The organism is Vreelandella vilamensis (assembly GCF_031451755.1).
In the GTDB taxonomy this organism is placed as follows: Bacteria; Pseudomonadota; Gammaproteobacteria; order Pseudomonadales; family Halomonadaceae; genus Vreelandella; species Vreelandella vilamensis.
Genome location: NZ_JARWAN010000006.1, coordinates 156,092 through 170,746, shown reverse-complemented (window position 1 = coordinate 170,746; position 14,655 = coordinate 156,092). Strand labels below are relative to the sequence as shown.

Here is a 14,655-nt window from a genome sequence, read left to right as displayed (position 1 = left end):
TGGTCGCCATGCAGACGCGGTTCCGGCCCGACTCCTTAGCCTGATACAAGGCGGCGTCCGCCCGCCTGAAACCCGCCTTGGGGGTCTCGTTAACATCTATCTGCGCGCCGCCAATGCTGATGGTCAAGTTCGGCAGCCCTTCGCCGAACTGGGTAGCTTCCACACTGGCGCGCAACGTCTCGGCCAATTCTATCGCCCCCTCATTAGAGGTATCGGGCAACAATAGAGCAAATTCCTCACCGCCCCAACGGGCCACGATGTCGCTCTCGCGCACCCGTTGAGAGATATGCTTTACCAGTTCCTTGAGGACGTCATCTCCCACCAAGTGGCCGTGGTCATCATTGAATCGCTTAAAGTGATCAATATCCAGGATCAGCAGCGACAGTGGCTCGCCGCGGCGAGCGCTGCGAGCGAGCTCCTTTTCAACCAACCCGTCAAAGAAGTGTCGATTGAACGCGCCGGTCAGCCGATCGTGATTGGCCGTATGTTCGAGTTGTGCCTCCAGGGCAAGTTGTTCGGAAATATGCCTGAAGACGACGACCACGCCCTGCGTCTCGCCGAAGACATCGTAAAGTGGCGTGGCGTAAGTCTCGACGGATAACGGCTCGCCGTCGGCGCGGAAAAACGTGTCCCGCCAGGCCTCCAACGGCGCTTCGGTCTGCATCACATGCGTGATCGGGCACTCGGACGCCGGGTAGTGCTGACCATCCGGATAGCGTGGATGCATCAACTTATGCGCATTGAGGCCGAGCAACGCCTGCTCATCCGAGTATCCCAGCAGATCCATTGCGGTCTGATTGACCAGGGTCAGGCAGCCGTCACTGTCGAGAGCAAATACGCCCTCGCCGAGGCTGGCCATCAGTTGCTGGTTGAATCGCTCGAAATCCTCGCGTTCGGTGATATCGCTCTGCACCGAAACGTAGTGCGTGATCTGCTCGCGCTCGTCAAATATGGGACTGATGTTCCAGTGCACCAGATACGGCGTGCCATCCTTGCGGTAGTTGACCGTTTGCCCTTCGAAAAAACCGCCGTTCGCTATGGTCTCGCGCAGCCGTCGCAGCACTGCGGGATCAGTCCGGGGGCCTTGCAGGATTCGAGGCGTCTGGCCCAGCAGTTCATCCTCCGTGTACCCAGTCTGTGCGCAAAGGGCCGGGTTCACGTACACGATTTCCGGACCCGGCGGATCCAGTTCACCGGTCGTAACGAGAACGGCGTTATACGCCTGGTTGATGGCCTGGCGGAAGACCGCGTCTTGCAATGCTGGCATTAAAGGCTCCATAAGGAACTTAATTTTGTTTTGCGAAAGAATAGCCCATCATCATTCACGTGGGGTAAGTGACGAGAAACGCGGTGTTTTCGGGAGAACGTGGCGTCATCTAAACGCCTCTTAATGTAACCGTTTACGCTGAAATTCTTGGTGCCGCGAAGAGTAACCGAACTGCGTAAGAATTACATCGCCTGACGATTTAAGGTCGCTGGGCGTGCGGCGTCACAAGTGAGCTAAGTCTCCGCGAGCGGACTGACTTCGCCACACCACCGCAGCATCAAGCCCCCTTCCAGTTTTGGGCCTCAATGTCGTTGATTAGAGCATCCATTTCCGTCATGACGTCATCATGGGAGATACCAGGGTGAGGATCAGCAAGACTGGCTTGCACACGATCGCGAAACCAACGGTCGTAGCGGCCGGCCTGCCACTGGGTCTCAAATTCACTCACAATATGGCGGATAATCTTTTTTATATAATTTTATGATATATTATTATTCACAATATCTTAGCATTGAAATTGTTCTGTTATGAGGCGCGTCATGGTCAATCAAACCCACTGGGAGGCGGTATATCGAGAGAAAGCGGCCGACGACGTCAGTTGGTACCGTCCACATCTTGAAACCTCGATACAGCTTATCCAAACGTCCGCCTCGAATAGCAGTGCAGCGATTATCGATGTGGGTGGAGGAGAATCGACCCTCGTTGATGACCTGCTGACACTCGGCTATCGGGATATCAGTGTGCTCGATATTTCACGCGAGGCGATTCAAAAGAAACAGCAGCGTTTAGGAACGGCAAGTGATGATGTAAAATGGCTTGTGGCGGATATTACCCGCGCTGAATTGCCCCAACAGCATTATGACGTTTGGCATGATCGGGCTGTTTTTCATTTTTTACTCGAACCCGAACTGCAAGCGGCGTACGTCCAGCAGGTGTTGCACAGTGTGAAGGCGGGTGGGCATTTGGTAATAGCGGTTTTCGGGCCTGAGGGCCCCACCCAGTGCAGTGGACTGCCCACCGCCCGTTACGATATCGCGACGTTATGTGAGCGGTTGGGCCCGAATTTTCATCTTTTGCGTCATAGCCTGGAAGAGCACCACACTCCCGGAGGAAAGGCTCAACAGTTTCTATACGCACATTTTCAGTTGGATCGTTAACGCCCCATCACGCCATCAAGATTTTCAAAACTCACAATCGGTTTAAGCTGACTATGCCTCATCACAGCCACCATCAGATCACCGCCTTCGAGCGGTGATCGTCTGACCATCGGCTGTGGTTAGAATCAAAGTGCCCACCTCATTGGTTGAATAACGCTCCACTGCGGGCAGCAAGTTCAGCAAGTGACGTTCCTGGTTCATCAGCGCTTCGGGGCACGCCATCATTGTGGAACCTGCGCCCTCAATTGAAAGGGCATCGCCGTCCTGCGCGTAGCTTGCCATTAGACGGTTACAGCTCGTATTTCCGATCAGGCGACCATCCGGCATGAACCATAGACTTGCCGGGCTGTTATCGATCACACCTTTATCGGCGATATCCTCAATGTGCCATTCACGCCCAACCAGCGTCGGTGTTGCCTCTTGAGAGATAAGATAGTCAGCAACCGCCCGATAAGCTGGCAGGGACGTCGGATCGTTAGCAGCGTTTCCGGCAACGGGGTTCGAGGCGAACCGTGCGATCACCATCTCGGCGGCCGGATCGATCCAGATCGTTTGGCCGTGCACACCGCGCGCGGCGATGGATCCGTGATCGTCATGGCTGACCCACCACATTCCACGGTAGCTCCATCCCTCCAGAAGATCGTATCCTGCCTTGGCAAACGCCTCTCTGTCGCCGCCTTCACGGATACGGGCAATCGCCTGCGTGGGAATAATTTGTTCGCCACCCCATTTGCCTTCGTTCAACACAAGCTGACCGAAACGGGCCATATCACGCAAAATCGCGTTAAAGCCACCGCCCGCAAACGGTGTACCTATTGAATCGACGGTATAGAAGGCTTCACGCTCTGCTCCGATCTTTGACCAGATGCGGTTTGAAAGATACTCGGCGACATAAACACCCGTCGTCCGTGCTATCAACCAGCCGGCAGCGTCAGCATTGACCGTCTTGTAGCCAAGTGCCTCGCCGTGCTTACCCTCTTTGCGGACCGTTTGCAGGTAATCGTAATAGCTGCGCGGCCCGTCATACCCTTCCGTCTTGGGCCATGGACTGCCGGCTGCCGCGTATGTCCAGACTTCGGCCTCAGGATCGGAATAATCTTCCGAGTAGTCCAGCGCTGTGGTCATATCCAGAACCTGACGCACGGTCGCATCACCAAACGCACTTTGCTTCAGCTCCGGAATTATCCCACTGACAAGAACGGTTTCATCCAGTTTACCCTCGGCCACCAGCACTTCGGCCATCAGGCCGGTCAGGCTTTTAGTCACCGACATGGCGCCATGCAGTGTATTTTCGTCAAGGCATCCATCGTAACGCTCATAGACGACCCGGCCTTTATGCAAGACCAGGACACCGTCTGTGTAATTGGCGTCGAAGGCAGCCTTCCAGGTCATCGGATTGTCATCACCCAGCGGTATAAATTCGACCTCGTCAATACCGGCGTCGAGATCAAAGGGCAGTTCGCTCACGTCACCATTACCATTGCGGACAACAACGGACGGCATCAACTCGCGAAAATGACAGACCGTCCAGCGCAGTTTGGGAAATCCGAAGTAGTCAGGATCGCTGAAACGAATGGTCTTCTCCGCCGCCGGCGGAAACCCCTGCATCAAGCCGAGTGCATCGGGGGTGGACTGCTGCGCCGAAAGCGTCGTTTGGCCTTGTGCTACGGCGGCGTCTCCCAGAAACACGGATAGCGTGAGACATGCGCTCATAATGGGTTTCATCGTCTTGCCCTTGTCTACTGGGGGTACCCCACATTCTTTACCATGATATTCGGAAAGGAAAGACCAATAATAAATCTGTGAAATAAGACGCTTTATCTTGGTCGCTGTGAAATTGCGATTGCGGTTGTTAACGGCTTTGAACTTGCTGACATCGATGGCCACGATTGCTTGGGAGAAAAGCTCCACTCGCCTGCAAAGCACGATTACTTGCCAGCGACTTTCACCAGCCAGCATGTAAAGCGAAATTTTGAACTGTCTTAATAACACCACTCTCGCACTGAGCACTCAGAGTTCGACCCAGGCATCGCAAGTTTCCCCAGATTATTCCCTGTCAACGAAACGCGTCAGTATCCAAAGTATACTATTGTTTATATATGTTATTCCATATATATTGAAAGAGCAGCCGTTGGTCATCTCGAAACGCTGACTCACTCTTAGATGGAAACGTTATGAATGTCCTATTTCTATGCACTGGAAACTCCTGCCGTTCTCTCTATGCTGAAGCTGTGTTCAATCACCTGAGCGGAAGAGCGCATCATGCTTGGAGTGCAGGCAGTCAGCCAGCCGACAAAGTCGACTCGCTGACGCTCATCTGGCTGGAAAAGGAGGGCATTTCTACCCGAGGTCTCGCCAGCAAGCCATGGGATAACCTTGAGATAACGCCCGACGTCGTCATCACCGTTTGCGATGACGCCGCTGGCGAGGCCTGCCCGTTATTTTTGGGCACAGCCGTGCGTGCCCACTGGGGCGTCCCCGACCCTTCGAAGGCTCAGGGTAGCGATGCCGATATTGAGGACGCCTATGCCAGCACTTTCAGGGCTTTGCGACTGAGAATCAAAGCCATGCTCGACCTGCCACTGGATGAACTCAGCCCCGTGGCCCTACACGACGCTCTGGAAACAATTCATCAAACACTTTCCCCCAATGACGGAGAATCATCGTGACCCCCTCGCCTTTGCAGGATATGCCCAATATCGACCACGAACTATTCCAGGTGCCTGACGCTGCAAGTCTGGGCATCCCCGTGGAAGGCGAGCATGCGCCGCGCATACTGCTACTTTACGGCTCACTGCGCAGCCGCTCCTTCAGCCGCCTGTCGGTGGAGGAAGCGGCGCGGATGCTGCGTGCCATGGGTGCCGAGACACGTATCTTCGACCCGCGAGGCCTGCCGCTGCCGGACGCCGAGGAGGCGACCCACCCCAAAGTGGCAGAGCTGCGCGAACTGGCCGAGTGGTGCGAAGGCATGGTGTGGTGTTCGCCGGAGCGCCACGGCGCCATGACCGGTATCATGAAGACCCAGATCGACTGGATTCCTCTGGCACTGGGCGCAGTGCGCCCCACCCAGGGCAAGACCCTGGCGGTCATGCAAGTGAGCGGTGGCTCCCAGTCGTTCAATACCGTCAACCAGCTGCGCGTGCTGGGTCGCTGGATGCGCATGGTCACCATCCCCAACCAGTCATCGGTGCCCAAGGCCTTCATGGAGTTTGACGACAACAACCGCATGAAGCCATCGCCCTTCTATGACCGCATCGTCGATGTCATGGAAGAGCTGGTGAAATTCACGCTGCTGGTGCGCAGTCGCAGCGAGGCCCTCACCGACCGCTACTCCGAACGCAAGGAGTCGGCCGAGCAGCTCTCCGCCCGCGTCAACCAGCGCGCCATCTGACAGGAGTCATCACATGACCACTCAGCAAGATTCTCAGGCACCTAGCGTCTCCGAGGGCATGGGGCTGTTCGAGCGCTTCCTCTCGCTCTGGGTGGCGCTTGCCATTGTTGCCGGCATTCTGCTCGGCCAGTTCGCCCCAGCAGTGCCCGAGGCCCTGTCGCGCTTCGAATACGCCCAAGTCTCGATTCCGGTGGCGATCCTGATCTGGGCAATGATCTTTCCCATGATGCTGCAGATCGACTTCACCTCGATCCTCGGTGTACGCCGCCAGCCCAAGGGGCTAGTCATTACCACCACGGTGAACTGGCTGATCAAGCCCTTCACCATGTTCGCTATCGCCTGGTTCTTCCTGATGGTGGTTTTCGCCCCGCTGATCCCCGCGGAGCGCGCCAGTGAGTACCTGGCCGGCGCCATTCTACTGGGCGCCGCGCCCTGTACTGCCATGGTCTTCGTGTGGAGCTACCTGACCCGAGGTGACGCCGCCTATACCCTGGTACAGGTCGCGGTTAACGACCTGATCATGCTGTTCGCCTTCGCGCCTATCGTGATCCTGCTGCTCGGCGTTTCTAACATCCAGGTACCCTATGACACGGTGGCGCTGTCGGTGGTCCTCTACATTGTGATTCCGCTCGCCGCCGGCTATCTGACCCGCCGCACCCTGATCGCCCGCCACGGCATCGAATGGTTCGACAACGTCTTCATGAAAAAGGTGGCACCCGTCACGCCCATCGGGCTGATTCTCACCTTGATACTGCTGTTCGCCTTCCAGGGCGAAGTGATCCTCGAGGCGCCTCTGCATATCGTGTTGATCGCCATCCCGCTGATCATCCAGACTTTTTTGATCTTCTTCATCGCCTACGGCTGGGCCAAGGCGTGGAAAGTGCCGCACAATGTCGCCGCGCCTGGAGCGATGATCGGCGCCTCCAATTTTTTCGAGTTAGCAGTGGCCGCTGCCATCGCCCTGTTCGGCCTGCAGTCCGGCGCGGCCTTGGCCACGGTGGTAGGCGTGCTGGTGGAAGTGCCGCTGATGCTGGCGCTGGTGCGCATCGCCAACAAGACCCGCCACCACTTTCCAGCGGCCGTCGCGCCGGCCACCGCCGAGGCGAAGGGCTGACACATGGCCACCACTGCCTCTCGACCCGAGTGGGTCGACCAAGGCCCTCGGATCGACGTCGAGGGCTTCCTGGGCCTCCGGTATCTTATGGTGGAGGACATCTCCCCCACCCATTCCAAGGAGTAACGCTATGTTCAAGCATATTTTGGTTGCCGTGGACTTTTCCCCCGCCTGGCCGCTACTACAGGCGCGCCTGAAGGTGCTAACCGACTGGGGCACCGAGCGAGTGACACTGGTCTACGTGCTCAACTCACGTTATCCCGCGACTCCCGAAGAAACTCACCGGACACACTACGAGGCCAAGCTGAAGGAGCTGGCCGGGGACCTTGCCGCGCCGGGGCTCACCATCAATACCGAGGTGCGCAGCGGCGAACCTGGGGCTGTGCTGAACAAAGCCGCCCACGAACTGAGCGCCGACCTGCTGCTGATGGGCTGCAGTGGCCATAATCGACTGCACGAGTTCTTTCTCGGCAGTACTGCGCTAGATGCCGCCCGCCTGACGCAGCAACCACTGTGGTTGGAACCCGTAGCCGACGAACTGATCGGCGCCCATTCCAAGCTACTGATGCTAGCCACCGATGGCTCCGACGCGGCAGAGGGCGCCGAGACCCTAACCGAACAGCTAGCGCCTCACTATCAGCGCTGCCTCGCGGTAACCGCCACCTGCGCCTCCGAAGGGTGCGACCGTGAAATCGCCGATACCCAGCACCACCTGGACGCCATCGCCAAACGCATTAAAAACCTTGAAACCCGGATACTGGATGGCGACCCGCGTCGTGCCATCGTCGAGGAAGCCAAGAACGAGCGGAGCGACCTGATTGTAATCGGCAAGCGCGGACGCAATCGCATTCAAGAGTTACTACTGGGCAGCACCGCCGAGGCAATCGCCCGCGACGCCCATTGTCCTGTGCTAGTGGTGCCCGGCGAAGCCTCCTGAGGCCTGGCTTGTTCAGCTAGCGTCACATTAATCGCTGATCACTAACCTTTGCACATCTAGACAGGAGATCGCCAATGGGACCAGAAACCTATGCATGGGGCGGGTGGTGGTTGTTCCCCATTATGCCCCTTCTTATGATTGCGTGCTTTGCGGCCATGTTCTACTTCTGCATGGGAAGGCGTTCAGGGCATACGCGTCGACGTGATAACGATGGGCCATCGGGACATCTCGAGGGCACGGAAAGCGCCCTCGAAATCCTCAAGCAACGCTACGCGAAAGGCGACATCACTCGGGAAGAATTTGAGCAGATGAAAAGAGAGATTGAAAGCTGACGACATCAAGCTGGTTTGCTGCTTGGTTGATGCGGAGCTGGATCGCCAACCGCCTGCTATACCTGAGGTGTTCTAACGAGCAGCCGTTTAAGCCGTAAGAGCGCGGGCGATTTGCATTGAAGATTGAGCCTGCAATTTTCGCACTTTTACTCAGCCATTTTATCGACCCGTTTGTCTCTGGCTGGGTAACTGATGACGTCATGAGCCACTTGAATCAGCTCTATTTTAGTGACGATTATTTAAACGCAAAACAGCAGCATTAAGCGCTAGTGCCAGCGCCACCCAAAGCCAGTAAGGTACCATTAGCCAAGCAGCCAATGCGCTTACCTTAGCAAATAGCACAATAGCTACCGTAATTAACCCCAAAAGCAGCACGATATTTGCCAGTGCTGCTGTAATCTGTTTACGCCCAAAAAAAAGCCACGACCAGGCGGCATTGGCTAATAATTGAATGCCGTAAACGATTAAGCTCGCGGTGCGTAAGGGGGAATCTTCGGCCATATAAATGCGCCAGGCCGCTACAGCCATCAATAAATAAAGAATGCCCCACACAATGGGGAACGCGATATCAGGGGGAGTCCAGCTAGGTTTTTGCAGTTGACGATACCAGCCATCAGGGCGAAACCGTGCTCCCGTGGAAGCGACTATACCGACGAGTACGATTGATAATAGTAGAACGAATAGGGAATAGAGCATGATTCACCCTTTTACATTGAATGATCAATAGTTTAGCAGCTTTTGATGAATTCAGAATTGAGTAGGAGAAGGCATTGAGTCCGCGGCGGTAGGGAAAGCGCTTTCAGCGATGGGATGTCGCTTTGGACAGGGATTCCACACCCAACGACGAAGAGCCTGTACTAAGCTAAGCGCTACCCAGTGATAAAGCGGGCTTTATCACTGGGTAGCCATCATCGCACTCGCTTACGAATCGCTAACAAAGGAAAGCAATTAAAACGACTCCCAGTCATCAGCACTCTGGTTCGCACGAGGTGCTGGAGATGTTTTTTGTGGCTGAGGACGCAACAGCGTTGTCGTGGCTTGCTGTTTAGGTAGCGGTGTTTGGTTGTCACCGAGCGTGAAGCCATCGACCAAGTTCTGCAGGCTACTGGCGCGGTCATCCATGATTGAAGCAGCATGCGAAAAGTGCTGCACCGTAGAGGCGTTTTCTTGTGTCACGGTATCGAGCTCTGCTACAGCGGTGTTGACTTGGTTAATGCCGGCACTCTGCTCATGGCTGCTAGCGGTGATCTCCGCCACCACATCACTGACTTGGGTAATGCTGTTGAGCACTTCTTGAATGGTCTCGCTGGTTTTTTGAACCAGTTCGCTACCGGTCTGGGTACCTTTCACCGAGGTATCGATTAGTCCACGAATTTCGCTGGAGGCCTCGCTTGAGCGGCTGGCAAGCTTTCGCACTTCATCGGCCACCACGGCAAAACCACGGCCATGTTCTCCCGCACGAGCGGCTTCGACTGAGGCATTGAGGGCTAGAATATTGGTTTGGAAAGCAATGCTGTCGATCATGGTGATGATCTCGCGAATCTTGCTTGAAGAGGCGTTGAGATCACTCATGGTGGATTCGACTTGCTGCATTGATTGGCGCCCTTCTTGCGCGATACGCGCGGCTTCTTGCGCTAATTGATTGGCTTGCTCGGAAGACTCGGTAGAGTGTCTCACCGTTGAGGATATCTCTTCCATAGATGACGAGGTTTGCTGCAAATTAGCGGCGGCTTGTTCTACGCTGGAAGCGAGCTTTTCACTATCGCGGGAAATATTGCTAGATTCCTGTGTCACTAGGTGAGCGTTTTTACGCACGGCTAACAGCGTGTCCTGCATGCGGCTAACAAACTCATTGAAATGCTTGGAAAGTTCGCCCACTTCATCTTTGGCAGTGTCATCAAGGCGGCGAGTAAGATCCCCTTCACCGTGTGCAATGTCTTTCATTGCATCGCTGGTGCGTTTGATGGGTTGAGAAATGCTGCGACCAAGCCACATAGCCAGTGCCGCTCCCACTAGCAAAGCAATTAGCGATATAGCTAACGTGCTAATAATGGCAGAACGAGCCGTTGCTAAGTAGTCCATGCGATCCATGCTAATTTCCACTACACCTAGCGGTTCGCCCTCAAAATCTTCAATTGCTTGCCCTCTAATAGAAACGCTTTCTCCGTTAAGCGATGCATGGTGGAATACCTTGCTGCCCTCAAACGCTTGATCTAGGCTTTCTTGATCAAGTAGAGGGCCTTGATCATGCGTCGAGCCAAATGCTCGGTAGTTACCATCGCTTTCACGTAAGTAAACCGCCACATCCACCCCATAAGATGCCTTAAAACGAGTAAACATATCCTCGTCAAACGCCATGGCAAACTCAACCGACCCGGTATGCTCACCTTCATACTCCATAGGCAATAGGCCACGAATACCTACACCAAATTTGCCTCTTTCGAGCCCTCCCACAGGGCGCTGTTGCTGATTGGTTTCCACAATGGTGGGCCGAGCATCTGACAAGTCATCGCCAAAGCGCTCCGGGCGTTGCACGCGATAAAATGACGTGGCAGGTGGCGTATGGAAATGGAAACTACTAACGCCGTAATGGGAAAGCTGTTCGAAGGCAGGTAAAAACAACACCTCAAGCAGATCGCGATTGCGCCGCGCAAAGGCTTGCTGCACAAGCGGAATACCTGACACCAATGTACTTAGGGTTTGTGCTGTGCGACTTTCCGCTTCAAGCATGGCCTCAAAGTTGCCATGCAAAGCCCGGAGTTCGCGCTCCTCCGCTGCATCGATAATATTGTTCATGCGCACTATGAGGAAGGGGGCAATAAGAGAGATGGTCAATAAAAGGATGCCTATCACTCCAACTGTTAAGCGGGTGCCAATACTGATGTTACGAAACATGGTGTCGTTCCTTGAAAATAAGAAATATCCTAATGCATTTTTATGATGCTGATTAAAGCTTACCTTCATGATGTGAACAATAGGCATGCGGCATGGTGACGCTGATAGGTAATACTTTTGGTTAGGGCCTGTTGATCTTTCACATGGGTAGCCATAAAAAGCCGCAGACCAAGGCCTCCATGCTTTCGTAGTTTCGCTTAAGCTTGTCGTTACGTGTCGCGATGGCGCGATTCGGCTTCAATCGAGCAAAGGCATTTCTACCTGAAGCAAACGTGCCGTATCCAGTATGGACGGCATGAGACGGAAGCTAGCGGGATAGCGTTTCTCAAAAGGGCTCCGTTAGCGCAGACTAACCTTTTGCCATTAATAATGGTGCAATGGATAACTGTGCGGTGTTGGGTAAGATATACCCGGAAACCGATCACCAACGTTGCGGGATCCTGTAGGGTTATCTAGTTACCTCACTTTACTTTGTTACTAACACCACGCTAGATTTATGTGAGCTAGACCTTTAGATGTGAAATTGCCGGTAAAAGGAGTTCTGGTAATGGACGAGAAAGACTCGAGCCCGCCCCGCTCAGAGGCTGCACCGGAAGCAATCACCAGCCGCCCAAGGCAGAGGTTCACGGATGTTGCCGGCGAGAAGCTTTTAGACACTCGATCATTCGGGGTCGGCCTGGAGCGACACCAGAAAAAGTTGAGAGACCAAGATGACGCACTAAAACAAGCCCGGAAGCACTTGGAATCTGTCCGGTATCGTTACCGCCAACTTTTCGAGCAAGCCCCGCTGGGCTGCCTCCTGCTGGACGGTGATGGTCGGATTCGGGAAGCCAATAGGGCCGCCACCGACCTCCTCTCACCAGGAACTGACCTAACCGGTTATTACCTTCCTACTTTCATGGCAGCCGACCCCGGAGAAAGTGAAGCCGACAACGACAGCATCTTTTGGCAGGTTGCCCCTGCGCTGCAGCGCCCGCGCGTGCGCACCGAGTTGATGCGTGCTATGCAGCAGCAGGTGAGCACGAGTGTCGAGGAACGCCTCGAGTGGTCGGGAACCTGGCTTGAAATTCGTGCTTACCCGTCGCCAGAAGGCCTCATGTTGCTGATGCGCGACACCACCGAGCACCATCGGTTGCTCGATCAGTTGCTCGATCAGGAAGCCCACCTGACGGCTTCTCAGGAGGAGCTCAATCAAACACTCGTCATGCGCCAGTCGCTGGTTGACTCTCTCCCCGCCAACATCGCCCTCCTCGATACCCAAGGTAACATCCTCGAAGTCAATGAACAGTGGCGAGCGTTTGGCGCCGAAAACGATAATAGCGATCCCTGCTTCGGGGTCGGGCAGAATTACCTCAACATTTGCGAGAACGCCACCGGCGACTTCGCCGAGAAAGCGACTGCCGGCCTACGAGCTGTGCTGTGCGGTGAAAGCGATCACTTCGCCGTGGACTATGCTTGCCACTCGCCCACCCAGCGCCAATGGTTTCGGCTGAACATAAAGCGCCTGAATCAAAGCGCTCGCCAACCCAGTGATGCTCAGGCGGTGGTGATGCATATGGACATCACGGAGCGCCGCCGGGCGGAGGATCAGCTTCGGATTGCTGCCCGCCTGTTCGATGACGCCGATGAGGCCATTGTGGTGACGGAGCCCAGCGGCCGTATCCAGAGCATTAATAGGGCCTTCACACGTATCACGGGTTATACCGAGAGTGATGCCCTGGGCACAGCCCTGGGTGATCTGCTTCGCTCCGGGCGCCACAGCCAGCTTTTTTACGAAGAAATGTGGGAAGGCCTGAACACCCGGGGCTTGTGGCAAGGCGAGATCATGAATCGGCGCAAGAGTGGCGATATCTATACAGAATGGCTCACCATCAATCGCATCGATGACGACGAAGGCCAGGCCGAGTATTTCGTAGCGGTTTTCTCCGATATCACCGAGATCAAGAACTCCCATAGCAAGATCGAGTACCTGGCTCACCACGACGTGCTGACCGGGCTGCCCAACCGCCGGCTGTTTCAGGACCGTCTGATGCGGGCGATTGCCCGCGCCCGGCACGACAAGGGGGAAGCGGCCCTGCTGTTTCTGGATCTGGACTATTTCAAGACCACCAACGACACCCTCGGCCATGAGGTAGGGGACAAACTGCTCATAAGAGCAGCCGCGCGGTTGCGAGAATTGGTAAGGGATGCGGATACCGTTGCACGGATCGGTGGCGACGAGTTCACCGTAATCCTCCCTAACTGTGGTTTCGAGGAGGCCGGCGCTATTGCGAAACGCCTGGTGGCAGACTTTGCTGGCGTATTCTTGATCGATGACCGTTGCCTGCAGGTCACCCTGAGTGCTGGCTTGGCCTTATACCCCCAGGACGGCGACGATGTGGATACTCTATCCCGAGCGGCCGACATGGCCATGTACCGAGCAAAGGAAGATGGCCGCAATCGACTGCGTCTCTACGACTTGGCGTTACACCAGCGCTTCCTTGAGGAAACTGCCCTCGAAGAAGCCCTGCGCCGTGCTCTCGATAACAACGAGTTGCGTCTCGTCTATCAGCCCCAATTCGACGCAAAAGATCCAACACGGCTGGCCGGAGCCGAGGCGCTGCTGCGCTGGCAAGACCCGGAGAAAGGACCCATCAGTCCAGGGCAGTTCATTCCTCTTGCCGAAAAATCGGACCTAATCACAAAGCTTGGCCGACAGGTGGTCGCACTGGTGTGCGAGCAGGTAGGGACCTGGCGGGCGGCAGGTCTTAATCCACCGCCCATCTCCTTTAATGTCTCGCCCAAGGACTTTCGGGGAGGACAGCTCGCCTCGGATCTGTTGCGAACCATGGCGCAGCACGGTGTTACTGCAAGTCAGCTTCAGGTGGAGTTTACGGAAGGGACACTCACCGGGGGTGCCGACGTTGTCCTCAAGCAGGTACAGGAGCTTCACGAGGCGGGCATTGATCTGGCAATCGACGACTTCGGAACCGGCTATTCCTCCTTGATCAACCTAAAGCGCCTTCCCTTGGCGGAGCTCAAGATCGATAAGGCCTTCGTGGACGGGCTGGGGAAAAGCGAACACGATGAGGCCATTGCGCTGGCCAGCCTCTCTATGGCCCGGGCATTCGGGCTGAGAACCGTGGCCGAAGGGGTAGAAACCCCCTCGCAACTTGCTTGGCTACAGGCACACGGCAGTGACCGTATTCAGGGTTTCCTGCTCGCTCGTCCTCTGGAAGCCGAGGATTTTAGCGCCCTGCTCCTTGATTTTGACTCCACGACATAGGTTGAAGAGAATTCTCGCCCTAGACTGATGGAGTTTTCCGAGCAAGGGCCAGGGGGTCTGATGGCCAAATTTTAATGAAAGGTACCCCTTTAGAATGACAATGGTGAAGGGCGTTATCAGCCAGGTTTCCTACCACTGAAATCGGGATACACATTCACTACCTCAAACTCGTCTCCATACTCACACGACAAGGCATCTGCAATGCCACCCGCATTCACTTTGGCGCTTTCTGAATTATGAGCCTCAATGACTTTTACCACTGCCTGCTTGGTGCTGGACTGCTCAATAATTACGCGA

General features: G+C 55.3%; 12 protein-coding genes and 1 pseudogene. 7 read left to right on the top strand and 6 right to left on the bottom strand.

What is annotated here, in order from left to right:
* A partial coding sequence (locus QC823_RS05880; RefSeq protein ID WP_309655422.1) for a sensor domain-containing diguanylate cyclase occupies nt 1-1,267 on the bottom strand: 1,267 nt, incomplete at its 3' end.
* Nucleotides 1,268-1,544: 277 nt separating this feature from the next.
* Nucleotides 1,545-1,715: a type II toxin-antitoxin system RelB family antitoxin gene (relB, locus tag QC823_RS05875; RefSeq protein ID WP_309655421.1), complete on the bottom strand. Its 171-nt coding sequence runs from the start codon at nt 1,713-1,715 to the stop codon at nt 1,545-1,547.
* A 91-nt stretch (nt 1,716-1,806) separates the two neighbouring features.
* Here relB and QC823_RS05870 point away from each other — a divergent pair, with 91 nt between their 5' ends.
* Nucleotides 1,807-2,424, top strand: coding sequence for a class I SAM-dependent methyltransferase (locus tag QC823_RS05870; RefSeq protein WP_309655420.1), 618 nt, complete (start codon nt 1,807-1,809; stop codon nt 2,422-2,424).
* A 78-nt stretch (nt 2,425-2,502) separates the two neighbouring features.
* Here QC823_RS05870 and QC823_RS05865 read toward each other — a convergent pair whose 3' ends face one another.
* Nucleotides 2,503-3,816 (bottom strand): serine hydrolase, encoded by a 1,314-nt coding sequence (locus tag QC823_RS05865; RefSeq protein WP_309655428.1) that lies wholly within the window; start codon nt 3,814-3,816, stop codon nt 2,503-2,505.
* A gap of 782 nt (nt 3,817-4,598) precedes the next feature.
* Here QC823_RS05865 and QC823_RS05860 point away from each other — a divergent pair.
* From QC823_RS05860 to QC823_RS05840, 5 genes are all read left to right on the top strand, one after another.
* A complete protein-coding gene (locus QC823_RS05860; RefSeq protein WP_309655419.1) occupies nt 4,599-5,093 on the top strand; it encodes an arsenate reductase ArsC in 495 nt (164 codons plus the stop codon).
* 20 nt (nt 5,094-5,113) lie between these two features.
* Complete coding sequence (arsH, locus tag QC823_RS05855) at nt 5,114-5,815, top strand: arsenical resistance protein ArsH (RefSeq protein ID WP_309655427.1); 702 nt, start codon at nt 5,114-5,116, stop codon at nt 5,813-5,815.
* A gap of 13 nt (nt 5,816-5,828) precedes the next feature.
* Nucleotides 5,829-6,929: an ACR3 family arsenite efflux transporter gene (gene arsB / locus QC823_RS05850; RefSeq protein WP_309655418.1), complete on the top strand. Its 1,101-nt coding sequence runs from the start codon at nt 5,829-5,831 to the stop codon at nt 6,927-6,929.
* 130 nt (nt 6,930-7,059) lie between these two features.
* Entirely contained in the window at nt 7,060-7,866 is an 807-nt protein-coding gene (locus QC823_RS05845) for a universal stress protein (RefSeq protein ID WP_309655417.1), read from the top strand.
* 74 nt (nt 7,867-7,940) lie between these two features.
* A complete protein-coding gene (locus QC823_RS05840; protein WP_309655416.1) occupies nt 7,941-8,198 on the top strand; it encodes an SHOCT domain-containing protein in 258 nt (85 codons plus the stop codon).
* A gap of 225 nt (nt 8,199-8,423) precedes the next feature.
* Here QC823_RS05840 and QC823_RS05835 read toward each other — a convergent pair whose 3' ends face one another.
* The 3 genes and pseudogenes from QC823_RS05835 to QC823_RS05825 form a co-directional block, all read right to left on the bottom strand.
* Nucleotides 8,424-8,894, bottom strand: coding sequence for a TspO/MBR family protein (locus QC823_RS05835; RefSeq protein ID WP_309655415.1), 471 nt, complete (start codon nt 8,892-8,894; stop codon nt 8,424-8,426).
* Nucleotides 8,895-9,146: 252 nt separating this feature from the next.
* Nucleotides 9,147-11,093, bottom strand: coding sequence for a methyl-accepting chemotaxis protein (locus QC823_RS05830; RefSeq protein WP_309655414.1), 1,947 nt, complete (start codon nt 11,091-11,093; stop codon nt 9,147-9,149).
* Between the two features lie 139 nt (nt 11,094-11,232).
* Nucleotides 11,233-11,349, bottom strand: a pseudogene (locus QC823_RS05825) (IS5/IS1182 family transposase); the annotation flags it as partial.
* Nucleotides 11,350-11,832: 483 nt separating this feature from the next.
* On the opposite strand from QC823_RS05825, the gene QC823_RS05820 reads away from it, so the two are divergent.
* Nucleotides 11,833-14,358, top strand: a complete 2,526-nt coding sequence (locus QC823_RS05820; RefSeq protein ID WP_309655413.1) for a sensor domain-containing protein — start codon at nt 11,833-11,835, stop codon at nt 14,356-14,358.
* Nucleotides 14,359-14,655 lie beyond the last annotated feature (297 nt).

Bases quoted from the DNA above. Each gene is read 5' to 3' on its own strand.
- QC823_RS05860 (WP_309655419.1), top strand. From the start codon at position 4,599: ATGAATGTCCTATTTCTATGCACTGGAAACTCCTGCCGTTCTCTCTAT.
- QC823_RS05865 (WP_309655428.1), bottom strand. From the start codon at position 3,816: ATGACCTGGAAGGCTGCCTTCGACGCCAATTACACAGACGGTGTCCTG.
- arsH (WP_309655427.1), top strand. From the start codon at position 5,114: ATGCCCAATATCGACCACGAACTATTCCAGGTGCCTGACGCTGCAAGT.
- QC823_RS05870 (WP_309655420.1), top strand. From the start codon at position 1,807: ATGGTCAATCAAACCCACTGGGAGGCGGTATATCGAGAGAAAGCGGCC.
- QC823_RS05830 (WP_309655414.1), bottom strand. From the start codon at position 11,093: ATGTTTCGTAACATCAGTATTGGCACCCGCTTAACAGTTGGAGTGATA.
- QC823_RS05840 (WP_309655416.1), top strand. From the start codon at position 7,941: ATGGGACCAGAAACCTATGCATGGGGCGGGTGGTGGTTGTTCCCCATT.
- QC823_RS05835 (WP_309655415.1), bottom strand. From the start codon at position 8,894: ATGCTCTATTCCCTATTCGTTCTACTATTATCAATCGTACTCGTCGGT.
- QC823_RS05845 (WP_309655417.1), top strand. From the start codon at position 7,060: ATGTTCAAGCATATTTTGGTTGCCGTGGACTTTTCCCCCGCCTGGCCG.
- arsB (WP_309655418.1), top strand. From the start codon at position 5,829: ATGACCACTCAGCAAGATTCTCAGGCACCTAGCGTCTCCGAGGGCATG.